26 protein-coding genes are annotated in these 24,907 nt (G+C 61.9%); 12 read left to right on the plus strand and 14 right to left on the minus strand.

What is annotated here, in order from left to right; all coding sequences use genetic code 11:
* The first annotated feature begins 48 nt into the window (after positions 1–48).
* Both B5525_RS41675 and B5525_RS41680 read left to right on the plus strand, forming a co-directional pair.
* Complete coding sequence (locus B5525_RS41675; protein WP_079572188.1) at positions 49–1,170, plus strand: LLM class flavin-dependent oxidoreductase; 1,122 nt, start codon at positions 49–51, stop codon at positions 1,168–1,170.
* 9 nt (positions 1,171–1,179) lie between these two features.
* Complete coding sequence (locus tag B5525_RS41680; protein WP_079572189.1) at positions 1,180–2,055, plus strand: polysaccharide deacetylase family protein; 876 nt, start codon at positions 1,180–1,182, stop codon at positions 2,053–2,055.
* Between the two features lie 109 nt (positions 2,056–2,164).
* On the opposite strand, the gene B5525_RS41685 is transcribed toward B5525_RS41680, so the two are convergent.
* Genes B5525_RS41685 through B5525_RS41695 form a run of 3 tightly spaced genes read right to left on the minus strand, consistent with a single transcriptional unit; the run spans position 2,165 to position 4,654 of the window.
* Positions 2,165–2,851, minus strand: coding sequence for a TetR/AcrR family transcriptional regulator (locus B5525_RS41685; protein WP_079572191.1), 687 nt, complete (start codon positions 2,849–2,851; stop codon positions 2,165–2,167).
* Positions 2,848–3,414: a flavin reductase family protein gene (locus B5525_RS41690; RefSeq protein WP_079572192.1), complete on the minus strand. Its 567-nt coding sequence runs from the start codon at positions 3,412–3,414 to the stop codon at positions 2,848–2,850. The genes B5525_RS41685 and B5525_RS41690 overlap by 4 nt, the downstream gene beginning before the upstream one ends.
* A 10-nt stretch (positions 3,415–3,424) precedes the next feature.
* A complete protein-coding gene (locus tag B5525_RS41695) occupies positions 3,425–4,654 on the minus strand; it encodes an acyl-CoA dehydrogenase family protein (RefSeq protein ID WP_079572194.1) in 1,230 nt (409 codons plus the stop codon).
* A 264-nt stretch (positions 4,655–4,918) separates the two neighbouring features.
* Here B5525_RS41695 and B5525_RS41700 point away from each other — a divergent pair, with 264 nt between their 5' ends.
* The 8 genes from B5525_RS41700 (at position 4,919) to B5525_RS41735 (ending at position 12,623) form a co-directional block, all read left to right on the plus strand.
* Positions 4,919–5,821, plus strand: coding sequence for an NAD(P)-dependent oxidoreductase (locus B5525_RS41700; protein ID WP_079572196.1), 903 nt, complete (start codon positions 4,919–4,921; stop codon positions 5,819–5,821).
* 181 nt (positions 5,822–6,002) lie between these two features.
* Positions 6,003–7,250: an ABC transporter substrate-binding protein gene (locus B5525_RS41705; RefSeq protein WP_079572198.1), complete on the plus strand. Its 1,248-nt coding sequence runs from the start codon at positions 6,003–6,005 to the stop codon at positions 7,248–7,250.
* Between the two features lie 57 nt (positions 7,251–7,307).
* Complete coding sequence (locus B5525_RS41710; RefSeq protein WP_079572200.1) at positions 7,308–8,174, plus strand: branched-chain amino acid ABC transporter permease; 867 nt, start codon at positions 7,308–7,310, stop codon at positions 8,172–8,174.
* Positions 8,171–9,106 carry a branched-chain amino acid ABC transporter permease gene (locus B5525_RS41715; protein WP_079572201.1) on the plus strand — a complete coding sequence of 312 codons (936 nt, stop codon included), beginning with the start codon at positions 8,171–8,173 and terminating at the stop codon, positions 9,104–9,106. The genes B5525_RS41710 and B5525_RS41715 overlap by 4 nt, the downstream gene beginning before the upstream one ends.
* Positions 9,103–9,858 carry an ABC transporter ATP-binding protein gene (locus B5525_RS41720; RefSeq protein WP_079572203.1) on the plus strand — a complete coding sequence of 252 codons (756 nt, stop codon included), beginning with the start codon at positions 9,103–9,105 and terminating at the stop codon, positions 9,856–9,858. The genes B5525_RS41715 and B5525_RS41720 overlap by 4 nt, the downstream gene beginning before the upstream one ends.
* Positions 9,824–10,573 (plus strand): ABC transporter ATP-binding protein, encoded by a 750-nt coding sequence (locus B5525_RS41725; protein ID WP_079572205.1) that lies wholly within the window; start codon positions 9,824–9,826, stop codon positions 10,571–10,573. The genes B5525_RS41720 and B5525_RS41725 overlap by 35 nt, the downstream gene beginning before the upstream one ends.
* A 61-nt stretch (positions 10,574–10,634) precedes the next feature.
* Positions 10,635–11,495 (plus strand): NAD(P)-dependent oxidoreductase, encoded by an 861-nt coding sequence (locus B5525_RS41730; RefSeq protein ID WP_172900086.1) that lies wholly within the window; start codon positions 10,635–10,637, stop codon positions 11,493–11,495.
* A 54-nt stretch (positions 11,496–11,549) separates the two neighbouring features.
* The gene (locus tag B5525_RS41735; protein ID WP_079572208.1) at positions 11,550–12,623 is read left to right on the plus strand and encodes an amidohydrolase family protein; all 1,074 of its coding nucleotides are present in this window, start codon (positions 11,550–11,552) and stop codon (positions 12,621–12,623) included.
* 7 nt (positions 12,624–12,630) lie between these two features.
* Here the strand turns inward: B5525_RS41735 and maiA are convergent, their stop codons facing one another.
* Genes maiA through leuC form a run of 7 tightly spaced genes read right to left on the minus strand, consistent with a single transcriptional unit; the run spans position 12,631 to position 19,251 of the window.
* Positions 12,631–13,287, minus strand: a complete 657-nt coding sequence (gene maiA / locus B5525_RS41740) for a maleylacetoacetate isomerase (RefSeq protein ID WP_079572209.1) — start codon at positions 13,285–13,287, stop codon at positions 12,631–12,633.
* A gap of 36 nt (positions 13,288–13,323) precedes the next feature.
* Positions 13,324–14,196, minus strand: coding sequence for an ABC transporter permease (locus B5525_RS41745; RefSeq protein WP_079572211.1), 873 nt, complete (start codon positions 14,194–14,196; stop codon positions 13,324–13,326).
* Positions 14,193–15,008 carry an ABC transporter ATP-binding protein gene (locus B5525_RS41750; RefSeq protein WP_079574468.1) on the minus strand — a complete coding sequence of 272 codons (816 nt, stop codon included), beginning with the start codon at positions 15,006–15,008 and terminating at the stop codon, positions 14,193–14,195. Before B5525_RS41750 ends, B5525_RS41745 begins: the two co-directional genes overlap by 4 nt.
* 11 nt (positions 15,009–15,019) lie before the next feature.
* Positions 15,020–16,069, minus strand: a complete 1,050-nt coding sequence (locus B5525_RS41755) for an ABC transporter substrate-binding protein (RefSeq protein ID WP_079572212.1) — start codon at positions 16,067–16,069, stop codon at positions 15,020–15,022.
* Positions 16,069–17,208 carry a 3-isopropylmalate dehydrogenase gene (gene leuB / locus B5525_RS41760; protein ID WP_079572214.1) on the minus strand — a complete coding sequence of 380 codons (1,140 nt, stop codon included), beginning with the start codon at positions 17,206–17,208 and terminating at the stop codon, positions 16,069–16,071. Before leuB ends, B5525_RS41755 begins: the two co-directional genes overlap by 1 nt.
* Complete coding sequence (leuD, locus tag B5525_RS41765) at positions 17,205–17,840, minus strand: 3-isopropylmalate dehydratase small subunit (RefSeq protein ID WP_079572215.1); 636 nt, start codon at positions 17,838–17,840, stop codon at positions 17,205–17,207. The genes leuB and leuD overlap by 4 nt, the downstream gene beginning before the upstream one ends.
* 1 nt (position 17,841) lies before the next feature.
* Positions 17,842–19,251: a 3-isopropylmalate dehydratase large subunit gene (gene leuC, locus B5525_RS41770; protein WP_079572217.1), complete on the minus strand. Its 1,410-nt coding sequence runs from the start codon at positions 19,249–19,251 to the stop codon at positions 17,842–17,844.
* A 220-nt stretch (positions 19,252–19,471) separates the two neighbouring features.
* On the opposite strand from leuC, the gene B5525_RS41775 reads away from it, so the two are divergent.
* Positions 19,472–21,109: an alkaline phosphatase family protein gene (locus B5525_RS41775; protein WP_079572218.1), complete on the plus strand. Its 1,638-nt coding sequence runs from the start codon at positions 19,472–19,474 to the stop codon at positions 21,107–21,109.
* Here B5525_RS41775 and B5525_RS47045 read toward each other — a convergent pair.
* Together B5525_RS47045 and B5525_RS41780 are read right to left on the minus strand one after the other, a co-directional pair.
* Positions 21,099–21,368, minus strand: a complete 270-nt coding sequence (locus B5525_RS47045) for a tripartite tricarboxylate transporter substrate-binding protein (protein WP_244567759.1) — start codon at positions 21,366–21,368, stop codon at positions 21,099–21,101. The two genes, B5525_RS41775 and B5525_RS47045, sit on opposite strands and share 11 nt — an antisense overlap.
* 1 nt (position 21,369) lies before the next feature.
* Positions 21,370–22,068 (minus strand): tripartite tricarboxylate transporter substrate-binding protein, encoded by a 699-nt coding sequence (locus B5525_RS41780; protein WP_244567760.1) that lies wholly within the window; start codon positions 22,066–22,068, stop codon positions 21,370–21,372.
* Positions 22,069–22,261: 193 nt separating this feature from the next.
* On the opposite strand from B5525_RS41780, the gene B5525_RS41785 reads away from it, so the two are divergent.
* Positions 22,262–22,909, plus strand: coding sequence for a DUF805 domain-containing protein (locus tag B5525_RS41785; RefSeq protein ID WP_079572220.1), 648 nt, complete (start codon positions 22,262–22,264; stop codon positions 22,907–22,909).
* Here the strand turns inward: B5525_RS41785 and B5525_RS41790 are convergent.
* Together B5525_RS41790 and B5525_RS41795 are read right to left on the minus strand one after the other, a co-directional pair.
* Entirely contained in the window at positions 22,834–24,099 is a 1,266-nt protein-coding gene (locus B5525_RS41790; protein ID WP_079572222.1) for a CaiB/BaiF CoA transferase family protein, read from the minus strand. The two genes, B5525_RS41785 and B5525_RS41790, sit on opposite strands and share 76 nt — an antisense overlap.
* 130 nt (positions 24,100–24,229) lie before the next feature.
* On the minus strand, positions 24,230–24,658 hold the full coding sequence (locus B5525_RS41795) for a GNAT family N-acetyltransferase (protein ID WP_079572223.1): 429 nt from the start codon (positions 24,656–24,658) through the stop codon (positions 24,230–24,232).
* Between the last annotated feature and the right edge of the window lie 249 nt (positions 24,659–24,907).

Raw genomic sequence — 24,907 nt, forward strand, 5'->3', positions numbered from 1 at the left:
ACGCACGGTTCGCGCTCATCAAAATCGGGCCCGGGGGAGGAGCAGGCAATGAATCTGGGTTTCTTCACGATGCCGATCCACCCACTCGGCAAGGACTGGAAGCTCTCCTTGCGGGAAGACCGCGAAGCGTTCCTGTTGGCTGACGAACTTGGGTTTACCGAGGCCTATGTCGGCGAGCACGTCACCGATCAGGCCGAGAACATCACTTCCTGCGTCGCGTTCCTGGCCTGGATCGCCGCCGCCACCAAGCAGATCAGGCTCGGCACCGGCACGATCAACATGCCGAACACCCATCCCGCCACCGTCGCTGCCAGCATGGCGATGCTCGATCACATACTGGACGGACGCCTGATTTTCGGGATCAGCCCGGGCGGACTGCTGTCGGATGCGGAACTGTTCGGCAATCTCGACGCCGACCGCAACGCCATGTTTCTCGAATCGATCAACCAGGTGCTGGAAATCTGGGCCGGCGAGCCGCCGTATGACATTCAAGGAAAATACTGGAACGTCTCGACGCGGAAGACCCTGATCAAGGACATCGGGCAGGGATTCATTGGGCGGCCGTTGCAGCAGCCGCATCCGCCGATCGTGGTGACCGCGGTTGCGCCTTTTTCCAAAGGCGTCACCGAAGCCGCGGCGCGCGGCTGGGATCCGATCTCGGCCAATTTCCTGATGCCGGCCTGGGTGAAAAGCCACTGGCCGAAATATGTCGAGGGTTGCGAACGAAGCGGCCGTGCCGCCGATCCCCGCAACTGGCGCGTCGCCAAGAGCGTGTTCGTCGCCAAGGATGCGGCAACCGCGAAGGCTTACGCCACCGATCCCGACGGCCCCTACGTCTATTATTACCGCTCGCTGTTCACCAAATTGAAAATGAACGGACGCATCGAGCTGTTCAAGACCCGCCGCGACCAGCCCGACGACGAAGTGACGCTGGAAATGATCTGCGACAGGCTAATCATCTACGGCACGCCGGACAGCGTGGCGGATCAGTTGCTGGCGTTCCAGGACGAAGTCGGCCAGTTCGGAACATTGTTATATGCCGGCAAGGATTGGAAGGATCGCGAGCTCGGACGACAGTCCATGATCCTGATGGCTGAAAAGGTCATGCCGCGCGTCAACGCGGCCACGTCGAAGCAGCCGACATCCGCGCAATCATCCGCAGCCAGTTGAGGGCGCCCCGTGGCTCTTTCCGACCGCATCCCCTATCAGGCTCAAATCGATCGGCCGAAACTGAAGCTGCCGGGCGGTAAGAAGCTCGCGGTATGGGTCATCCTCAATGTCGAGGAGTGGCGGATCGAGAACCCGATGCCGCGGACCGTGCTGAGCCCGCCGATGGGACAGCCGCTGTTGCCGGACGTGCCCAACTGGTCATGGCACGAATACGGGATGCGCACTGGCTTCTGGCGCCAGTTCAAGGCGCTGACCGAACGCAACATGCCGGTCACGCTGGCGTTGAACGCCAACGTCTGCAACTCCTATCCCCGGGTCGCTTCCGCCGCACTCGAAGCCGGCTTCGAGTTCATGGGCCACGGCTTCGTGCAGGGCCCGATGCACAAGCTCGACAACCAGGCCGATGCGATCAAGCGGGCCGTCGACACCATTGCAGAGTTCAGCGGCAAGCCGCCGCGGTCGTGGGAGAGCCCGGGGCTGACGGAAACCGGCGAGACGCTGGATCTCCTGCGCCTCAACGGCATTGAATATGTCGCGGACTGGGTAATCGACGACCTTCCGCAGGATATCGCGACCCCTCACGGCACCATCACAACGATCCCCTATTCGGTCGAAACCAACGATATCGTCATCCATGCGCTGCAGCACCTGCCGTCAGAGCAGTTTTTGAAACGCTGCACCGATCAGTTCGACCGCCTGTACCTTGAGGGCGCAAGCAATGCGCGGATCATGGCGATCTCGATTCACCCCTACATCACCGGGGTCCCGCATCGCATCAAATATCTGGAAGCGCTGCTCGACTATGTCCTCGGCCATGACGGCGTGGCACTGATGACCGCGAGCGAGATCGGCGATTGGTACCGGGCCGAAATGGCGAAGTTGTAGAGATTCACCGAACCGGTCTCGTTGGAAGAGATGCTGGAAAATGTGCGAAGTTTCGAGGCGATCCAGCGGTCGATGAAAAGCGGTGCGATCGAGAGCATCAGAAGCCGGTTCAGCCAACCGCCTTCACCGGCGCAGGCTTGGGCGCGGCCGGCGCGGCAAGGACGCGCTCGAAGCCCGCCAGAAAGACGTCCAGCGCATCGCTGATCATCTGTCCCTTGTCCTCGAGCACCGGAGATTCGTAGATATATTTGCGAACCCCGTAATAGAAGATGCCGCCGTGGAATACCCACGCCATCTCCAGTTCGGAAGCCGTCGGCTTGCTCTGCGCCGGCAACCCCGCTTCATGCCGGCATTCCCTGATGATGCGCGTCAGAATCTTGTCCCGCACCACGCCGACATACCAGCGGTTGATGTCGAGCCCCTTCAGACCTGAATAGAGATAGATACGCAGCCATTTGCGGGTGAAGATCACGTTGGTGTAGGCGTTGTAGAATTCCTGCAAGCGATCGCGGATCGGCCGGGAGCGGTCGGTAAGCAGTTTCTCCCAGCCGGTATCGAGCGGCTCGAGATAGACCGTGCGATAGACTTCCTTGATTAGGTCGTCCTTGCTCGGAAAGTAGCGGTACAGCAACGGCTGGGTCACGCCGAGCCGTCGCGCCAGATCGCGCGTACCGCCGCCAAATCCCTCCTCCGAGAAAAACTCGGTCGCCTTGGCAACGAACTCCCTGCGGCGATCGTCGGGAGATAGGCGCTTCTGCTTCGCGCGAGCGCGCTTGGGCGGCGGCCTCTTGCTCATGGCTTCGACGCTGAACCGCCGTCACCGGGGAGAAACCGGCCGTAGCCGCCGCGCGCGAACAACAGCGGCTCCTTTCGGTTATACGCATAGGCCTCGACGGCACCCAGGAAGATGATGTGGTCGCCGCCATAGTAGCGCCCAGCGGAGCGGCATTGAAAATTGGCCACACTATCGGCAAGAAGCGGCGCGCCGCCAAGCCCGGGAGTCCAGTCGACGCCGGCAAATTTGTCGTCCGAGGATTTCGCGAACCTGTTGGCGAGCGCCTGCTGCGATGCGCCAAGCACATTGACCGCAAAATGGCTGGCGTTCTGGAACGCACTCATGCTCGTGGAAAAGATCACCAGGCTCCACAGCACCAGCGGCGGGTTCAGCGACACCGAGGCAAAGGAATTGCAGGTGATGCCATAGGGTTTTCCGCCGGCGCCGGCGGCGGTGATGATGGTGACGCCGGTGGCATAGGTACCGAGCGCGTTGCGGAAATCCCTGGGATCGATCGGCGAATGGTCGCTCGCCAGCTCGTTAGCCGGATCCGGATTGATCGGATGCTTCGGGGCGTCGGTCATTGCACCTGCCTCAAAGCGTCAGATTTTCGGAGGGCAGGCCGAGCGCAACGCGGCCGTAATTGGTGCCAGCCGCATCAAAATTGAACGCAAGGTGCGAATTGATGGCGTGGGCGTCGCGAAACTGCCGCTGCAACGCGGCCGTCGTGAATAAACCCCGCGCGCCGCTCGCCGCAAACAGCAGCGACACCGCTTCAGTGCAGAGATTGACGGCAAAAGCGCCGTCGCGCCGCGTTTTGGTCTTGGCGGCGATATCCGGAAAATGACCGCGCCTCGCATCGGCCATCGCCTCGATACAGGTCGAGCGCATGATCAGGCGGGCCGCATCGATCTTGGCGGAAGCTTCCGCAATCTTGATCTGCGTGCTCTGAAGGTCGCCGAGCTTGGTGCGATTGTAGGTCGAGGCGCGGTGCCGGGCGACTTCGACATAGTCGTCGAGACAGGCCTGTGCGTTTCCGAGCGCCACGCCCGACAGCACGTAGGGAAACAGCGAGAATACCGGCAGCGCGTAAAGCGCATTCGGGTTGACCGCGCTTCCCGGCGTCGGACCGCCGGCCAGATCGTTCACCGCAACCGTCATCGGCTCGGCAACAAAGGCATCTTTGACCTCGACATCGTTCGATCCCGTTCCCCTCAGTCCCGCGGCATTCCAGGTATCATTGATCTTGTAATCGGTCTTGTTCAGCAAAAAGATCCGGTACTCGATGCCGTCGGCCTCATCGTCGGAGGAAACAACGCTCGCCAGCATATTCCATTCGCAGGAATCCACTCCCGACGAAAACGGCCATCTGCCCCGCAATACATATCCGCCATCGACCTTCCTGGCGCGACCGGCCGGAAAAATGAAGGAGGATGCGATCAGGACGTTGGCATCCTTGTTCCAGACCAGATCCTGAGCACGCTTGTCGAACATGGCCAGCATCCAGTGGTGACTGGCCAGGTTGGCGAAATTCCAGGCCGCCGAGGCATCGGCCTGTCCGATCGCATCGCCGCAATCGATCAGCGCGACATAGTCGAGTTCGGAGCCCCCCACCCGCTTCGGCTGCACGATCCTGAACAAGCCCGATTCGTGCAGCTCGCGTTCGGTCTCCGGCGGGAGCCGACGCAATTCTTCCGTCTGGGAGGCACGATCGCGCAATCGCGGAATAAGCGCCCTGGCACGGGCAATCATGGCGGCATACGTGCCGTCCGCCTCCGGCCCCGCGGGCAGGCTTGCATTGGGTCTTCGGCCGGCACCTGGCATCTTGGCGTTCCTTGCTCGCCCTTGTTGCAGCCTTGACACGGACGATACAGGTTTCGGTTTATCGCCTGATCAACGATTGTTCAAGACGCGGGAGCGCCCTTTAATCTGCTGGGGGTGCCCGCTGCCGCTCCGCAAGACGATCCCGGGCAAACAGACTTGACCTCACAAAGCGACTTGGTGATTACCTATCGTCCGATCACTGACTGTTCAGCGCGCCGCCGGCGCCGCCCGTAAAACCGAATTCATTGGCTGGGAGCGAACCTCATGGACAAGACTGTTGGAATAATTGGGCTTGGCATCATGGGTGGCGCGATCGCGCGCAACCTCGTCGAGCGCGGTTGGCGGGTGGTCGGCTTCGATACCGACGCTGAGCGATGCGCGGAGCTTGCGCAAGCCAATGTCGAGATTGTCGGCGACGTCGCCCGGGTCGCGCGCTCCGCTCCCATCATCATGACCAGCCTTCCCACGCCTGCCGCCGTCGAGGACGTCGCGCAGAAGATCGCCGGCTCCGGCCAGCCTCCGCGTATCGTGGCGGAACTCTCAACGCTGAGTATCGCCGACAAGGTTCGCTTCGAGGCCATTCTGAAGAAAGCCGGCCATATCGCGCTGGATTGTCCGCTGAGCGGCACCGGCGCGCAGGCGAAGATTCGCGATCTCATCGTCTATGCCAGCGGCGACGGCAACGCCATTGCGCAGTGCAAGGATCTGTTCGCCGATTTCGCCAAGCAAAGCGCCGATCTCGGCAGATACGGCAATGGCAGCCGCATGAAATTCATCGCCAATCATCTGGTGGCCATCCACAATGTCGCCGCGGCCGAGGCGATGGTGCTGGCGGAACGCGCCGGGCTCGATCCGAAAATGGTGGTGGATATGGTCGGCCCGGGCGCGGGGGGCTCGCGGATGTTCCAGATGCGCGCGCCGATGATGGTCGAAGGTGTCTACGAGCCCGCGACCATGAAGGTCTCTATCTGGAAGAAAGATATGGCGGTCATCGCCGAATTCGCCGACGAGGTCGGCTGCGCGACTCCACTGTTTACGCTGACGCAGCCGGTCTATGCCAAAGCCCTGGCCATGGGGTTGGGCGACCAGGATACGGCAGCCGTATTTGAGGTCCTGAAAAAAACGATTGTCACGGCTCCCAAATCAACCGCGCGCGAGCCGGACTAGTCTTCGATACCGCACTGCATCAAAGAGCACCCGCGGGTAATCCCCCGCTACGAAAATATCAGGCGCCGCCAAGTCGATGACGTGGTTATCACTTGATCATTTACGGCTTACATCGGATAAATCGCTCAACCAATAAAAATAGCTGATGGTATTCAGTTTGTAGCGTTCCGGGGAGGATCCAATGACGATATCGCGGCGTCAGTTTGTCGGCGGCGTGGCCGGCGCGGGTATCGCCAGCCTGGCAGCCCCTCGTGTCGCCTTTGCCCAGAACAGCGGACCGATCCGCATTGGATTGCTGGCGGCCAAAACCGGACCGCTCGCCTCCGGCGGCATCGACATGGACCTTGCGCTGACGATGTTCATGAAAGAACGCGACAACATGCTGGCGGGCCGCAAGGTCGAATTGATCGTCGCCGATACGGCCGGTGCTCCTGCGACGGCGCGGACCAAAGCACAAGAACTGGTCGAAAAGAATGATGTCCATTGCATCATTGGCCCGCTTGCCGCCTTCGAGGCGCTGGCGATCGCCGACTATCTCACGGAAAAGGAAATCCCCACGATCGGTGTAGCCGCGGCGGAGGACATGACGCAGCGGCATCCAAGTCCATGGTTTGTGCGCGCGACGTCAACGTCGGCGCAATGCGCCTACCCGCTGGCAGATTATGCCGCCAAGGAACTCGAGTACAAAAAGATCGTCACTATCGCCGACGATTTCGCCTATGGACATGAAATGTGCGCTGGTTTCCAGCGCGCGTTCGAGGATAGTGGCGGCAAGATCATCCAGAAGATCTTCACGCCGCTGGCGACGCCGGATTACGGCAGCTACGTTGCCCAGGTGAAGAGCGCGGACGCGATCTTTCTCGGCACCGCCGGCTCGAACGGTTTCCGCTTCCTTCGCCAATTCATCGAATATGGCCTCAAGGACAAGATGGCCGTCATCGGCGGTATGACGGCGCTCGATGAATCCGTGCTTCGCAATATGGGCGATGAGGCGCTGGGGATTGTGACCACCAGCTGGTATTCCGCCGAACTGGACAACGCGCTCAACAAGGCCTTCGCGGCGGCGTTCCGCAAGCAGTTCAAATACGATCCCGGCTATTATGCCGGGGGCACCTATGTTTCCGGTGAAGTCCTGGAAGCCGGGCTAAAGGCCACGAAAGGAAATGCGGAGGACAAGAAAGCACTGATGACGGGGATCCGCAACAGCAACGCAGAGACGGTGCGCGGCGTCGTCAAGTTCGACGAATTCGGCAACGCCGTCGGCGATGTTTATATTCGCAAGGTAACGAGAAAGGACGGGCGGCTGGTCAATTCCGTCATCAAGACCTACCCGGATGTCAGTCAGTTCTGGACCTATGACAAGACCGCATTCCTGAAGAACCCGGTCTATTCGCGCGACTATCCGCCGGCAAAAAATCTGGAGCAATAATTCCATTTCCGTCGCGGGCACCGAAGCGCGCAACTTTCCGGACGAGATCGGCAGACGATGCAGTTTTGGATCATCCAGGGTCTCAACAGCCTGTCGCTCGGTGGTCTCCTGTTCCTGCTCTCGTCGGGCTTTTCGCTGATTTTCGGCCTGATGAGACTGGCCAACCTGACGCACGGCGCCTTCTTCATGCTCGGCACCTATTTCGGAGCAACTGCGCTGCGCTCGTTCGACGGCCTGAATATCTGGGTGACGGCGCTGGGTGCCGGAATTGCGGTAGCTGCGATCGGCGGTCTGTTCGAGCGGCTGGTGCTGACCCGGCTGAAGACCAATCCGCTTGGACAAGTGCTGGTGACGCTCGGCATGTCCTTCATCATTTCCGACGCGTGCCTGCTGCTGTGGGGCGGCGATTCCATTCCGGTGCCGACCCCTCGCAACCTGCAGGCGCCGACACGGGTGCTCGGTTTCGTGTTTCCGACCTATCGGCTGGTGCTGGTGGGCTGTGCCGTCGCCACCGCGATCGCGCTGTATTTCCTGCTGGAGCGGACGCGCCTGGGGGCGATGATCCGCGCCGGCGTCGACGACCGGCAAATGGCCCGCGCGGTCGGAATTCCCGTCTCGAATTTGTTTACGATCGTGTTTTGTCTGGGTGCGGGCATCGCCGGCGCCGGCGGCGTGCTGGGCGGACCGATCCTTTCCGCCTATCCCGGGCTCGATGCCGATATGCTGCCATTGGCGCTGATCGTCGTCATCCTTGGTGGCATCGGAAGCCTGCTCGGCGCGTTCATCGGCAGTTTTATCATGGGCTTCGTCTACACGTTCGGCACCGCGCTGTTTCCGGAACTGGCCTATATCATTCTGTTTCTGCCGATGATCTTCGTCATTGCGTTCCGGCCCCAGGGCCTGTTTGGGCGCGTCGGCGCATGAAATGGATCGGCGTTGCCCTCCTTGCGGGATCGCTTCTGCTGCCGCCTTTTTTTGCGGGCGATTTCTACATCAACCTCGCCAGCCAGATCCTGATTGCGGCAATCTTCGCGCTCAGCCTGAATTTGCTGGTGGGCTTTGGCGGCATGACGTCGCTCGGACACGCCTCCTATCTCGGCGTAGCCGCCTATATTTCTGCGCTGCTGACAAGCCGATACGGGTTCGGACATGGTGCAGCCGCCCTCATCTCGATCGGGGGCACCACCGCGATGGCCGCGTTCTTCGGCGTCATCGCACTACGCGCCACCGGGCTCGGCTTCCTCATGATCACGCTGGCGTTGTCGCAGGTACTTTGGGGACTCGCCTACCGGATGTCCGGCGTCACCAATGGCGACAATGGAGTTGCCGGTCTGACCCGACCGATGCCGTTCGGCCTTTCGCTCGAGAGCGCGGCGTCGTTCTACTGGTTCGCGCTGATCGTGGCCACGTTCGCCTGCCTGATGATGGCGATCTTCGTGTCGTCGTCGTTCGGATCATCGTTGAAGGGCGTGCGCGACCAGCCGCGCCGGATGGCGGCGCTCGGCTTCAATCCCTGGATGATCCGCTGGATCACCTTCATCTACGCCGGCTTCTGGGGCGGCGTGTCCGGGCTGCTTTATGTCTATTACAACAAATATATCCACCCCACGTCGCTCTCCACCACGAGTTCGGCGGAGGCCTTGCTCGGCGTGATCGCCGGAGGGTCGGGAACATTGGGTGGCCCCGTCGTCGGCGCGGCGCTGGTGCTGCTGTTGAAGAATTACGCCTCGGCCTATATCGAGCGCTGGAACATGCTGCTGGGTCTGGTGTTCCTGTTCATCGTTCTGGTGATGCCGACCGGCATCGTTCCCGGCCTGAGCAGGCTGGCGGCGACGCTGCGCAGGGGACCGCGATGATCCCGCTGACATCCGATTACGCCCTTGAAGTCGTCAACCTGAAGAAGGCGTTCGGCGGCCTCACGGTCACGCACAACGTTTCGCTTGCGATCAAGCCAGGTGAACGCCGCCTGATCATCGGCCCGAACGGCGCCGGCAAGACCACGCTGTTCAACCAGATCAGCGGCGACCTGCGGCCGAACGCCGGTGCGATCCGGCTGTTCGGCACCGACATCACGTTTTTCACCCCTTACAAGCGCGCGCATTTCGGGCTTTCGCGCACCTACCAGATCATCACGCTATTTTTCGGCGATACGCTCGAACACAATGTCACGCTCGGCCTGCTCGGCCTGCGGCCCTCGCGTTGGCAGATGTGGCGGCCGATTTCCCATTACAGCGATCTTGCGACCGAAGCCCGCCGGACCCTCGACGCGGTCGGACTTCTGCATCTGGCGGAACATCCGGTGTCTGATATTGCCTATGGCGAAAAGCGCCGCGTCGAACTCGCCATGGCGCTGGCGCAGAAGCCGCGGGTGCTGCTGCTGGACGAACCGCTGGCGGGTCTTTCCAACACCGAGCGATCGCAGGTGAAGTCGCTGATCGCCTCGATCCCGCGGGAGACCACCGTGATCATGATCGAGCATGACATGGATACGGCGCTCGACCTTGCCGAAACCGTGACACTTCTGAATTACGGCCGCGTCATCGTCGATGGCGAACGTGACGCCGTGATTGCTGATGCGCGAACGCGTGAGGTGTATCTTGGCGCCTGACGCACTCAGCCTGACCAATGTGCATTCCTATTACGGCGACAGCCACATCCTGCACGGCGTAAGCTTTTCCTTGGCTCCGGGCGGCGTACTGGCGCTGTTGGGGCGCAATGGCGCGGGAAAGACCACCTGCATCTCGACGATTATCGGCTTCCTGAAACCGCGGGATGGGGAGATCAGGCTGTTCGGTGAGCCGATCCAGGGGCTCAGCCCCGAACGCATCTCCCACCTCGGCATCGGTCTTGTTCCGCAAGGCCGCCGAATTTTTCCGTCACTGACGGTTCGGGAAAACCTTGTGGTGGCCCAGCAGCGCGGGAGCACCACGGACAGGCCGTGGAATGTCGAGCGGATCTACACTATGTTTCCGCGGCTGCGCGAGCGCCACGCTCAAATTGCCGGCACACTGTCGGGCGGCGAACTGCAGATGCTGGCCATCGGACGGGCACTGATGGGCAATCCACGGGTGCTGCTGCTTGACGAGCCGTCGGAGGGTCTGGCGCCTTTAATCGTCGCGGAAGTGGGCCGCACCATCCGCCGTCTGAAGGAAGAAGGACAATCGATCGTTCTGGTCGAACAGAACCTCCAACTGGCGCTCGACGTTGCGGATCAGGCTGTCATCCTCAACACCGGACGCTGTGCGTTCGCCGGGCCAGCTGCCGGCGTCTTGACCAACGAAGATTTGATCGCGCAAAATCTTGGCGTGTTTCATGCTCAATAATTCAATATCCAGTCAAAGATGAGGTCAGACCATGAAGATCGGTATATGCGGAACTGGACGAATGGGATCGGCGATCGCGCAGCGATTGATGTCGGCAGGACATGAAATCGAGGTGTGGAATCGCAATTCGGCCAAGACAAAGCCTCTGGTCGATGCCGGCGCGAAGGCGTTCGCGTCGCCCGCCGAACTCGTCGACGGGTCCGAAGTCACCATCGTGATGTTGCTGAACGACGCCGCGACAGAAGCGGTTTACGGCGCGCCGAATGGCATCCTGAAGGCCAAACTCGCGGGCAAGCTCGTGATCGATATGAGCACGATCCGCCCCGAGACCATGAAGACGAACGGTTCTGCGGCATTGCAGCAGGGCGCCGCCTTCGTCGAATGTCCGGTCGGCGGAAGCACCGCGCCGGCGAAGGAAGGCAAGCTGCTCGGCCTTGTCGGGGGATCGAAGGCGGACGTCACCCGGGCGATGCCGATCATGGAGCAAATGTGCCGACGCATCGAACATGTCGGCGACATCGGCGCCGGTTCGATGATGAAGCTCGCGGTCAACCTGCCGCTTCTGGTGTATTGGCAGGCGCTCGGCGAAGCCCTGACGATCTGCAAGCCGCTCAACCTTCCGGCCGACCGGCTGATCGATATCCTGACCGACACATCAGGCGCGCCGACCGCCATGAAGGGCCGCGGGCCGGTTATCGCCAAGGTGCTGGGCGGTGCGCCGCTCGGCGAAACAGCTTTCGGTCTCAATGCCGCGACCAAGGACCTCGCCTGTGCGGTTCAATTCGGCGCATCCCTTCATGCCGAGATGCCGGTCACGGCCAGCGCACTCGCCTGCTACCAGGAAGCGGAAGCCGCCGGCCTGGGCGACGCCGACGCCACCGCGGTATCGACCCGCTGGACCCAGCGCAAGGCCACGTCGTAGTCCCCTCAAGCGTCACGTTCCCCGCACATTCATTCAACCGCAGAGCCAATTCAGATGATCGATCGCAAGAACCGTTATGGACGTACCGCCGCACGTATCCACGACGCCGACGGCCTGGCCCGGCGGCCGTCTTCCACCACGATCGACATTCACGCCCATATCGTGGTGCCCCAGGCCGCCAAGCTGGCGCAACCGCATGTTGATATCAGCCGGATTCCGCTGGCCTACTTCGCCGATGCTGCGACCAAGGAGATCAATGCGCAGCAGGAGAAGGACGTCAGCGAGGTCATGACCACGATCGATCGCCGTCTATTTGACCTCGACAAGATGGGCATCGACATCCAGGTCGTGGCGCCGGCACCGGGCCAGTGCTACTATTCGGTCGATCCGAAAATCGCGGAAGCCGCCCACCGCCTCGCCAATGACGGCGTGGTGGAATATTGCGCGCGCAAACCCGACCGCTTCGTCGGGCTCGGCGTCGTCACCCTGCAGGAGCCGGAGATCGCGGTCCGCGAACTCGACTACATCATGAAGGATTTGAAACTAAAGGGCGTCGAAATCCTGACCAATGTCGACGGCCAGGAACTGTCCGATCCGAAGTTCCGGCCGTTCTTTGCCAGGGCCGAACAGCTCGGGGCGTTCATCATGATGCATCCGAACGGATTCACCCATGGGGAACGCCTGACGCATTTCTATTTCAACAACGTGCTCGGCAATCCCCTGGATACGACGCTCGCGCTCCACAATTTGATCTTTTCGGGAACGCTGGCGCGCTTCCCCGACCTGAAGCTGATGGCCGTGCACGGCGGTGGCTACCTGCCGGGCTACTCCGGGCGAATCGATCACGCCTGGGGCGCGCGGCAGGATTGCCACGGCGACCTGCCGCTGCCGCCAACAACCTACCTGCGGCAGGTCTATCTCGACACCGTGGTCTTCTCCTATCACCAGCTGGCCTATTTGATCGACGTCTTCGGGCCCGATCGCATCGTAATGGGTACCGACTACCCCTTCGACATGGCCGAATATAATCCGGTCGGACATATCGCGGGGGTGCAAGGCATGGACGAGGTAACGCTGGCCCAGATCGCCGGCGGCAATGCCGCGCGGGTGCTCGGGATCGATGTCTAGCCGGGCATCAATGCGCGGCCGATTTCTTGAACCCGGGCTGCTCGAACGGATGGGACGTCTTGAAGGCCGGCAGCTCAAAGCAGCGGTCGGCCAAGCGTGCGACCACCGGAAAGGCGCCGAGCTCGAGCTTGAGGAAATGCGCGCCGACCACCTGCCCCGCGATGCAGATATCGGCAAGGCCGGGCTCGGCGCCAAGCGCAAACGGCTCGGGCCTGCGTCGTGCCAGCAGCCGTTCATAGGTCGCAAGTCCCTCGTTCGTCCAATGCTTGCCCCAGTCCTCGATCGCCTTGGCATCCGCGCCGAAGGTCTTGGCGAGATGATTGCGGACCCGCGGCACCACCAGCGGGTGCGCGTCGGCGATCGTCATCAGCGCCAGCGAGCGCGCATAGGCACGCTCCCGTGGGTCTTGCGGCAGCAGGCGCGGCTCGGCCTGGATATCGTCGAGATATTCGATGATCGCCAGCGACTGGAAGATGGAATGGCCGTCGTGAATGAACGTCGGCACCACGCGCTCGGCGTTGACTGCCTCGTAGCCCGGCTTGAATTGCTCACCGGAAAGAATGTCGATCGGGATTTCCTCGAAAGGCAGCCCCTTGAGCCGTAAGGCGACGCGCACACGAAACGAGGCAATCGACCGCCAAAATCCGTAGACCGTTATGCTCATCGGGAGACCTCCGCCTGGCGAATATGCGGCCCCAGTCTACTCCACCATATTGTGCTGCTGCCAGCGCAACAGATAGGCCTGCAATCGCCAAATTATGGCCGACAACACCACGCCGACCAGCATCAGCACGATCACCGCGACCATCATGCCCGAGGCCTCGGCCCGCGCCTCCGATTCGATGATCAGGCGGCCGATGCCCCGCTCCGCACCGATGAATTCACCGACGATGACGCCGATCAGCGCGAAGGAAATGGCAGGCGAGAGCGAGGCGAATACCCAGGCCATGGTCGACGGAATCACCACTGTGCGGGTGATCTGCCATTCGCTGGCACCAAGCAGCCGCGCGACATTGATGAACCCTTCGTCGATCGAACGCGCGCCCTCAAAAGTGTTGAAGAACACCAGAAACACGACCACGATCCACGACGTGACGACCTTCGACATGTCGCCGATCCCGAACGCCAGCACGATGATCGGCGCCAGCGCAATCCTGGGAATGGAATTAACGGCGGTGATGAAGGGCTGGAAAATGGCGCTGAGCCGGTCAGAGCGGCCGAGGATCAGCCCGGCGATGAAGCCGCTGGATACGCCGGTCAGGAAGCCGAAGAAGGTATTCTTCAGCGTGATGGCGGTCGCAATCCAGAGATTGTTGTCGTTGCGCGCCATGCACTTGGCGAAGTCGCCGTTGAACCAGCCGTTGAAGGCGCCCATCTTGGACTTGAGGCAGCTCAGAATGAGAAAGTGCTGGAAGATCTCGGAGGGTTTTGAAACGAAATACGGATCGAGCAGATCGGGCACCAACCATGGCACGACGGCATGCAGGTCATAGCCCCACTGCCAGACCGAAAGCACGGCGACGCAGATCGCTAACTGCCATACCAGCGCATTGACGGGCCGGCGCGTCCTCATGGGTGGCGTCCCCTGACGAATTCTTCGCCGAGCGAGTGCCATATCTTCTGGAACAGCTCGGCATAACGGGGCGTTTCGCGCACTTTCACGGCATCGCGCGGCCGCTCGAAGTCCACCTCGAACGTGTCCTTGATCTGGCCGGGCCGCGCCGAGAACAGGATGATGCGGTCGGCGAGCGTCAGCGCCTCGCCGAGGTCATGCGTCACGAATAACACCGTTTGCTGCTCGCGCTCCCATATCCGGAGCAGGACTTCGTGCATGTCGATCTTGGTATGGGTGTCGAGCGCGCCGAACGGCTCGTCCATCAGCAGTATCTGCGGCTCGACCACCAGGGTCCGCATCAGCGCCGCGCGCTGCCGCATGCCGCCCGATAGCGCCGAGGGATAAGCATGCTCGAAACCCTTCAGGCCTGCCTGTCCCACGCAGGCCGCGATGCGGTTTTTCCGCTCGGTTTCGGGAACGCCGGCCAGTTGCAGTCCGTACCCGATGTTGTCGGCGACCGTGCGCCACGGAAACAGCGTGTCGCGCTGAAACACATAGCCGACGTCCGGTGTCGCCCTGCCGGCGACGACCGGCCGGCCGTCGATCAGGATCTGACCGCTGGTCGGCCTGATCAGGGTCGCGATCATGTTGAGGATGGTGCTCTTGCCGGAGCCGGACGGCCCCAGCAAGGCGACGAATTCGCCGCGCCGGACGGTGAAGGAGATGTCGCGCACCGCCTCGATGGCCGTGCCAGCCAATTGGAACGATTTGCTCAAACCCCTGACGTCGATCCGTCGTGCATCCGACGAGTGAGGTTGCGGCGTGACCATCTTTGCCGTTTTCAACCCGGATACGCCTTCCGTGCCGCTTCGATGAAGGTGGGGCTGACGAGATCGGCAATCGCAAGCGGCTTGATGCCGGTCATTTCCCGGAACCAGACCTTTTCGCCGCGCGCCCAGCCCGCCGCATCGATGGTACCCTCGTAGTCGGCGACCTGCTTCAGCGTCGTGATCTCCAGGATATTGGCATCGCGCGACGTGCTGCCGACGTAAGGTTCAATGGCGTCATAAATGTCTTCGGGCGAATGCGCCTTGATCCACTGCGTGGCGCGCCATAGTGCCGTGACGAAGGCCTGCATCTTCGGCGGGTCCTTGTCGATGGTCGCCTGCAAAGTGAAATGCGCCGTCACCGGGACTTTGCCGCCGATATATTTGTTCCAGATCACCTCGTCCGTGCCGTCGAAGAGTAGCGCTCCCCAGCCTTGCGCCACCGAATCGTTCAGCAGGGACAGCGAGTTCACGAGCACATCGACCTGCTTGGTCTTCAGCGAACCCAGCATGGTCTCGACATTGCCGGTACCGATCCAGGTGACTTTATCGTCCAGCCCCATGGTTTCCATGTAATAGGACGCCCAGACGTGATTGGTGCCGCCCAGCGACGACACCGAGACGATCGGCTTGCGGCCGTCCGGCCGTTTCCAGGCCGCCAGTTGCTCCAGTGTCGCGATGCCCTGGTCCTTGAGGTCCTTGCGGATGATGAATATCACCGCGCCGCTCCTGGTATCGACCGGCATCAAGACGCGGCCGGCGCGGCCATGATTGCTGAGCTGCATCGGATGGGTAATGTCGCCGATGCCGATGTCGCCTTGCGAAGAGGCGATGATCTCGCGGGTTTTGACGCCGCTGCCGCCCTGGATCAGCTTGCAGTCGAGGCCGGCCTCCTTGAAGAAGCCGATTCGGTCCGCCACGTACTGGGTCTGATAGACGGGCACCGCCACCGGGTATATCGCGCGGGCGGTCTTGTCTTCGGCGAAGGCCCGGCCCGCGGCCATCGAAGCGCCGCCGGCGGCGATGATCGTCAGCGCCGATCGCCTGGTGAAATGCTTTGCCATCACGCATGCTCCTTTTCCTTGCTGGCGACCTGTTCCAGGGCATTCAGCACTGCGTCGCCCATTTGCTCGGTCGAAAGCCTGGTTGCGCCGGATTCGGCGATATCGGCCGTGCGTGCGCCAGCGGCGAGCGCGATACCGACTGCCTTCTCCAGCAGGTCGGCATCCTCGGGCCGGTTCAGCGTCAGACGCAGCATCATGGCGACACTGAGGATGGAGCCGAGCGGATTGGCAATGCCCCTGCCCGCGATGTCGGGCGCGCTGCCGTGGACCGGTTCGTAAAGCGCCTTGCGGCGGCCGAACTTGTCGACCGGACCGAGCGAGGCCGACGGCAGCATGCCGAGCGATCCCGACGCCATCGCGGCGCAATCGGAAAGAATGTCGCCGAAGATATTGCCGGTCACCATCACGTCGAACTGCGATGGCTGCCGGACGATCTGCATCGCGGCGTTATCGACATACATATGGCTGAGTTCGACATCGGAAAACTCCGCGGCGTGCAGCGCGATGACCTCCTCGCGCCACAGCACGCTGGTCTCCAGCACATTCGCCTTGTCGACCGAACACACCCTGCCCTTGCGTGTGCGCGCCAGCTCGAACGCCGCCCGCGCCACGCGGCGCACTTGATGGGTGGTGTATTGCTCGGTGTTGAAGCCGCGGCGCTGCCCGTCCGCCAGGGTTTCGATACCGCGGGGTTCGCCGAAATAGATACCGCTGGTCAGTTCGCGGATGATGACGAAGTCGACATCCCTGAGCACTTCGGCCTTGAGCGGCGCCGAGTCTGCCAACGCCGGATCGGCGACGATCGGCCGGAGGTTGGCGTAGAGATCGTATTTGCTGCGCAGCGACAGCAGGCTGCCCGCCTTCCGCGCTGCCGCCGGAACCCCTTTCGTTTCCGGCCCGCCGGTGGCGCCCCAGAGAATGGCATCCGCCTCGTCCATCGCCTCGGCAGTGTCCGGCGGCAAAACCTTGCCGGTCGCCAGATAAGGAATGAGCCCGTACTGCGCCTCGCGCAGCACCATCGGAACGTTTCTCCTGGCGGCGAACCAATTGAGCACGCGATGCGATTGCGCGGTCACTTCCGGCCCGATGCCCTCGCCACCGACCACCGCGACCTTAATCATGTTGGACAGATTATTCATGCCGATTTCCCTGCAAAATGGATCCACGGCCGCACGGCGCGGTCGGCCGCCTGAAAAGCGCGGATTTCGTCGTCACGCTGCAGCGTCAGCGCGACTTCATCAAGACCGCCAAGCAGCCCGGTGCGCCGACGCGGATCGATCTCGAAACGGATTTGTTTCCCCGAGGGCGAATTGATCGTCTGTGCCTCGAGATCGATGCCGATACGCCCGGCTCCCTGGGAGTGCTCGACCTCGGCGGCGAGGCTGTCGACGACCTCCTTGTCCACCACGATCGGGAGGATGCCGTTCTGAAAACAATTGGCGAAGAAAATATCGCCGAAGCCCGAGCCGATAATGGCGCGGATACCCATTTCCTGCAGCGACCACACCGCCCCTTCACGGGAAGAGCCGCAACCGAAGTTCGGACCGGTAAGGAGGATTTCCGCCTGCCGGTACGGCTCGCGGTTGAGGATGAACTCCGGGTTCTCGGAACCATCGGGCAAATAGCGCAGCGAACCGAACGCCCATTTTGCGAGAGTGCCGCGGATGGAATTCCCGACAAGACGCTCGATACGGATGATGACATCGGTGTCGATATTGCTGCGCATGATCGGCGCCGCAACCGACGTTAGCGTGGTAAAGGGTTTCGGCATGCTAGCGCTCCAGGGTCCGCACGTCGGCGATGGCGCCGGATATCGCGGCAGCCGCCGCCATGGCGGGGCTCGCCAGATGGGTACGTGCTCGCGGCCCCTGGCGGCCGATGAAATTGCGATTGGAAGTCGAAACCGAGCGCTCGCCGGGAGCAACCGTTTCGCCGTTGGCGGCGAGGCACATCGAGCATCCGGGCTCGCGCCATTCGAAACCTGCCTCGGTGAAGAGCTTGTCGAGTCCTTCGGCCACTGCTTCGCGTTTCACCGTTTCCGAACCCGGTACTACCCAGGCGCGCACGCCGGGCGCGACCTTGCGGCCACGCGCGACCGCGGCCGCCGCGCGCAGATCGCTCAAACGGCTATTGGTGCATGATCCGATGAACACCCAATCGACGGGCGTGCCGGCGATCGGCGCCCCACCCTTGAGGCCCATATAGTCGAGCGCGGTCTCGACCGCGGCCCGCCGCGCCGGATCGGCAATCTCCCGGGGATCGGGAACATGACCGTCGACGCCGATGACGTGTTCGGGACTGATGCCCCAGGTCACCTGCGGAATGATCTTCTCGACGTCGATGACGACTTCCCTATCGAACACCGCGTCGGGATCGCTCGGAAGCTCGCGCCACGCCGCAACTGCCCGTTCCCACATCGCGCCCTGCGGCGCATAGGCCCGTCCGCGGATATATTCAAAAGTCTTCTCGTCCGGCGCGATCAGACCCATCTTGGCGCCGAGCTCGATCGAGAGATTGCAGATCGTCAACCGCCCTTCGACCGGCAGGTCACGGATCGCGCTGCCAGCATATTCGACGGCATAGCCGGTGCCGCCGGCCGCACCGACATGACCGATCAGCGCCAGGATCAGGTCCTTGGCCGTCACCCCGAACGGCAGCCGGCCCTCGAACTTCACGCGCATCGTTTTCGGCCGCCGCTGGATGATGGCCTGGGTTGCCAGCACATGCGTTAGTTCGCTCGACCCGATACCGAAGGCCAGCGCCCCCAGTCCGCCATGAGTGCAGGTGTGGCTGTCGCCGCAGACGATCAGGCAGCCCGGCAGGCTGAGGCCGAGTTCGGGTCCGATGACATGGACGATGCCCTGACCGGGTTCGTCGATATCGAACATCGCAATGCCGCTGGCCGATGTTTCAGCCCTCAAGGCCGTAAGCAGTTCCTGCCCGATCTTGATGGTACCGGCCCGCCCGCGGGCCGTCGAAATGGCGTGGTCCGGCGTCGCGAACGTCAGTTCGGGATTGTGGACCGAAAGGCCGCGGCTTTTGAGATCGAGCAAGCCACGCGAGCCACCGAGATCGTGCAGCAAATGGCGATCGACGTGAAGCAGATCGGTATCATCGCCAAGTTTTGCGATGACATGCTGGTCCCAGATCTTGGCCAGCAACGTACGGCCGGGCTTTTGCAACGCCTGTGCTCCCTTTGGCTTCTTTGGCCGGCGGCGTCAGCCGCTCACCGCGTTTTGCACGGCTTATGTTCAGGCCTTAGCCTCCCCGGTATCAAAGCACAGCCGACGGCCATTCGACTAGAGCCTAAGCCGAATAACAGCTAAACGGGACGATGCCAGCCCGATTGTCATTTGCGATGCAATATCGCAACATCCGGCGCCTGAAATCACCGAGCAAGTCATGCCCCGTCCCAAAAACGTTCTCTGGATCATGTGCGATCAGCTTCGCTTTGATTATTTGGGGTGCACGGCGCATCCCACCCTGAAGACGCCGAATATCGATGCCATGGCAAAGCGCGGGGTACGTTTCTCGAATGCTTATGTGCAGTCGCCGATCTGCGGCCCGTCACGGATGTCGTTCTATACCGGCCGCTACATGCGCTCGCATGGCTCGCACTGGAACGGCTGGCCGTTGCGCGTGGGTGAGCCGACGCTGGGCGATCATCTCAAGAAAATCGGCGTGCGCAATGTGCTGGTCGGCAAGACCCATATGGCGGCGGACCTCGAAGGCCTGAAAATGCTGGGGATTGCGCCGGACTCGATCATCGGCGTGCATGTTGCCGAATGCGGCTTCGAGCCCTATGAGCGCGATGACGGCCTGCATCCGACCGGCAGGCCGCGTCCGAAGTATGACACTTACTTGCGCCAGCGCGGATATGACGCTTCCAACCCGTGGGAGCACTGGGCCAATTCCGGCGCGGCGAACGACGGCACGCTGCAGAATGGCTGGTTGCTGGTGCACGCCGACAAGGCAGCCCGCGTCGCCGAGGAGGATTCCGAAACTCCCTACATGACACGCCGTGCAATGGACTTCATCACGGAGGCGGAAACGGACGGGCGGCCGTGGTGTCTCCATCTGTCCTACATCAAGCCGCACTGGCCCTATATTGCGCCAGAGCCCTATGCCAGCATGTATGGCTCAGCCGACGTCATGCCGATGGTCCGCTCCGAGCAGGAAAAGCAAAGCGCGCATCCGGTTTTCGCTGCCTATATGGACATGCGCTATTCCCGCAACATGGCGCGTGACGAGGCGCGGGAAAAAGTAATTCCGACCTATATGGGCCTGATCAAGCAGATCGACGACCAGATGGGCGTGCTGATGCAGTTCCTGGAAGCGCGCGGCCTGCTCGATACCACCATGATCGTGTTCACTTCCGATCACGGCGACTATCTCGGCGATCACTGGATGGGCGAGAAGGATCTGTTCCACGATCCATCCGCCAAGATCCCGTTGATCGTGATCGATCCGTCCGATGCGGCTGACCGTACGAGGGGCACGGTCTGCGATGCGCTGGTCGAGGCGATCGATCTGGCACCGACCTTCATCGAATATTTCGGCGGCAAGCCGCCGGATCATGTTCTCGAGGGGCGCTCGCTGATGCCGCTGATACGCGGCGAGGCGCCGGCCGACTGGCGCAAGGTGGTGTTCTCGGAATACGACTATTGCATGCAGGATGTCCGGCTCAAGCTCAACCAGCCGATCGAGCAGTGCCGGCTGTTCATGGTGTTCGACGGACGCTGGAAGTACATCCACGCCTCCGGCTTCCGGCCGATGCTTTACGACCTTGCCCAGGATCCCGGGGAATTGACCGACCGCGGCGAAGACCCCTCTTGTGCCGACATCATTGCCCGGATGCAATCGGCCTTGTTCGAATGGGCGCTGCATCCCAAGGGCCATATCACCACCAGCACCGAGAGGATCGCCGCCTATGCCAGCCAGCAACTACAGGTCAAAGGCGGAATCCTGATCGGGATCTGGGACGAGACGGAGTTGTCCGCTATCAGGAAAAAGATCGGGATCGGCGAACTCAATAGGTGATCTTGTAGCCGGTAGCCTTGACGATCGGCTGCCAGAGCGCGGTGTCGGCAGCCAATTCGCTGGTCAAGCCATCAGGCGTCGTCCCAACCGGAATCAGGCCGATCGCCAGCAATTTCTCGCGCACCTCCGGCCTGGCGAGCGAGGTGGCCACGGCGGCGCTGATCTGGCTCGCGAACTCCCGCGAACTGCCGGCTGGAAGCCACATTCCGTACCAGGCATCGGCGACGAGGTCGACGCCGCTCTCTTTCAGGGTTGGCACATCAGGCAGGAACGGCGAACGCTCGGGCGCTGCTCACGGCCAGAATTTTAACGGTACCGGCCCGATGCTGCGAGATCGCGTCGGCGGTGGTGATAATGGCGAACGGCAGATGGCCGCCGATCAGGTCGTTGAGGGCGAGCGCACTGCCGCGATAGGCTACCCGCGTCAGTGGAACGCCCAACATCTGCTCGAGTTTCGAGCCCGCGAAATGCGGGATCGTGCCGTTGCTCGGGACGCCAAATGTCGCCTTGCTCGGGTTGGCTTTGAGCCAGGCCACAAACCCCTTGAAATCCGTTGCATCGACAGCGGGGCCGACGACGACGCCGAATTCGAAGCGCGCCAGCAGTGAGACCGGAACGAAATCCTTCTTCAGGTCGAAGCTCGGTTCGGTCTCCACCATCGGCAACAGATACATTGTCGGACCTGTGGTTACGAGGATGGTGGCTCCATCGGGATTGGCGTTCTTGACCCATTTGATTCCGATCAATCCATCGCCGCCGGTGCGGTTTTCGACGATGATTGTGCGATCCAGAAGCTGACTCACCTGTTGGGCCAGCAGACGGCAAAGCGTGTCCCCACCGCCGCCGGCCGCGAAGGGAAAGATTATCCTGGTCAGCGGGCCGGACTCGCCGAGCGCGGCCTTTGCGATCAGGGATAGTGACAGGCCGGCGCAGCCAGCCATAAAAATTCGGCGATCCATTGTTCTCCCCCCGTCAGATGTTTTGGTTAATTGCGTCAGAGTACGTGGCCGATTGAAAGCATACCAGAGTTGCCGTCGGCGTTATTCTCGATTCCAGCCCCGGGGGGGCCTACCTGACTTGAACCACTGCCCACCCAAAGGCGACATATGGCCGTGCACCGGGTCCATCGGTGGATTGGCGTGCCGGGGCACCATGGAAGAGCTGTTCGAATTTCTGCTCGGCGCCAGTGGGCGCATCGGCCGGGCGAAGTATTGGCGTTCGGTTCTCATCTATATCGGCGGGGGGCTGATGACCTCCGTGATTCTGTTCACGGCCGCCGGCATTGCCGCGCCGCTCCTTGTCGTCATGGTCGTCGTCGTCCTGATCCCGTGGCTGTTGTGGGGGGCTTCCTTCGCCACCAGGCGGCTGCATGACCGCGACAAGAGCGCGTGGTGGCTCATGTTGTTTTACCTGGTGCCGGGCGCGCTTGGCCAAGTCGCAAACGCTGCATGGCTTGGCGGAGCGGCGGGTACGGCGCTGCACTCCGTCCTCGCGCTCGCGGGCTTTGCGCTTACGATCTGGGGATTCGTCGAGATCGGCTGCCTCCGTGGTACCGCGGGACCCGACAGCTATGGACCCGACCCGCTATTGCAGCCGCGACAGCGGCGCAGAGCGGCATCCAAAAACGAAAAAATGCCCGGCGGCCGCAAGGGCCACCGGGCGGGTATTCAATCTCGGATATATCGTATGAACTCGCCGACGCCCCCGAGGGCACGGCTCAGATCTCAGCTGGCTCCAACCGTCGCTACCATCCCGAAAGCGCCGGCCTCGGACAACGCGGCGATGCGCGCGTCATCATAGCCGAGCGTCTTGCGCAGGACTTCCTTGGTGTGCTCGCCGAGCAGCGGCGCGGCGACGGGGTCGATGGCCGGCGTGAAGCCGAGATTGATCGGCGATTCGATGTTGGGGACGGAGCCCGCGGCTGGGTGCGGAATCTGGCTGACACGATGGCGCTCGCGCAATTCCGGCGAATTGAACGCCTCCTCGACCGTCCGCAGATAGCCGACGGGAATGTTGGCCGATTTCATCTTCGCGACCCACTTCTCACGAAGATCCTGCACAAAAATCCCGGTGAGGATCGCGCGCAGCTTCTCCTTGTTCGCCGTTCGTGAACGCCGGTCGCCGAATTCGCCGCTGGCGAGATCTGGCCGGCCGAGCACTTCGATGACGAGGCGGCGATACAGCCGGTCATTGGCACAGGCGATATAAAATGGAGCGTCGGAAGCCTCGTAGACGCCAACGGAGGGCGATCCGTTCGGCGAATTGCCCTGGCGGGTCGGATTTACGCCGCTCATCAAATAGGCCATGCCGTAAAATTGGGTCATCGCCACTGCGGTGTCGAACAGCGCGACCTCGACATGCTGGCCGCGGCCGAGTCGATCGCGGGCAACAAGCGCCAGCAAGATCGCGTTGCAGGCTGACATGCCCGTCAACAAGTCGACAGCCGGTGGTCCGGTCCGCACCGGTGGCCCGTCTGGAAAGCCGTTGAGCGACATAAATCCGCTTTCGGCCTGGGTGATGGGATCGAAGCCCGGACGGGACGCGAACGGCCCGTGGCGGCCGTAAGCGGAGATCGAGCAATAGATCAGGCGGGGATTGGCTGGCGCGACCGACGCATAGTCGAGGCCATACTTCTTCATCACGCCGGAGGAGAAGTTTTCCACCACGACATCCGCCCGCGCGATCAGTTCACGCGCAACCCGGCAACCCTCGGGCTTGGCAAGATCAAGCGCGATGCCGCGCTTGTTCCGATTCAGGCTCACGAAGGCAGCGCTCTCGCCGGCGAGGTCCGCGTGTTCATAATGCCGCGTATCGTCGCCGCCGTCCGGGTTCTCGATCTTGATGACCTCGGCGCCAAAATCGGCCAGCGTTTGTGTACAGGCAGGACCGGCGACCACCCGCGTGAAATCCACCACCAGCAGACCGTCGAGCGCAGTCGGCGCGCCGTTGGTTCGTGGCACGCGGTCCGGCAATTGTGGTCTGGCGGTCATGATCGGTCTCTTCCCTTCCCGTTCTCATTGGCACCATGGTCGGCGGCGCAAGCCGACTTTAAGGCCTAATTCCGGAAGGGCAATGTTGGCAATAGCTTGGGGGCATGCGCGAATTGCGCCCCACGGCATTTCATATGATGGATTTGCGCCAATAGAGCGTATTCGGCCAAGCCCAGGGAGCTTGTGGCCTGTACAGCCAATAGCCGGCCCGGATGAAGTTATTGGCAGAGGCAAGGTTGTCCGTGGTATCCGATACGATGCAGCCCCAGCCGATGCGGCGTGCCCTCGATTCGAGCGCACGCATCAGCCGCAATTGAAGGGCGTTGCCGCAGTGTTTCCTTAGCACGCCTACGCGGCAGAAATATCCCGCGTTAATCGCCCGCGTCGATGGCACGACACCGGCAAAGGCGATCGGGGTCGTCTCGTGGAAGGCGAGCCACCAGTGCCCATGATCGAATTCCGGGACGGGCGCGCCATCGAAGAACGTCAGTCGGTGAAGATCGGCGAGTGCGTCGGCGATTTCGTCATCCTGCCCGTCGACCTCGCGAATCCTGTACATGCGCCTCAAACTCCCTTGATCAGGACTTTTCCACTCGGAGAAGGTTCGATCGTAACCGTCCTCCATCGCGAATTTTGGCTCGCGGATTCTGCATTGCCGAGGGTTCCCTGCGTCGCTTTGGCGCAAAGCACATCGTTCCGTGCGAAACAGAAATATCCCCTCGGACGCTTCCGGATATCCTGACCTCCAAGGCGGAGTTGAAACCGGCGCAGTTGCCGCGGTTTCGGATGGAACTTCGGGCGGACCAGC

Source organism: Bradyrhizobium erythrophlei (assembly GCF_900129505.1).
Taxonomy (GTDB): domain Bacteria; phylum Pseudomonadota; class Alphaproteobacteria; order Rhizobiales; family Xanthobacteraceae; genus Bradyrhizobium; species Bradyrhizobium erythrophlei_D.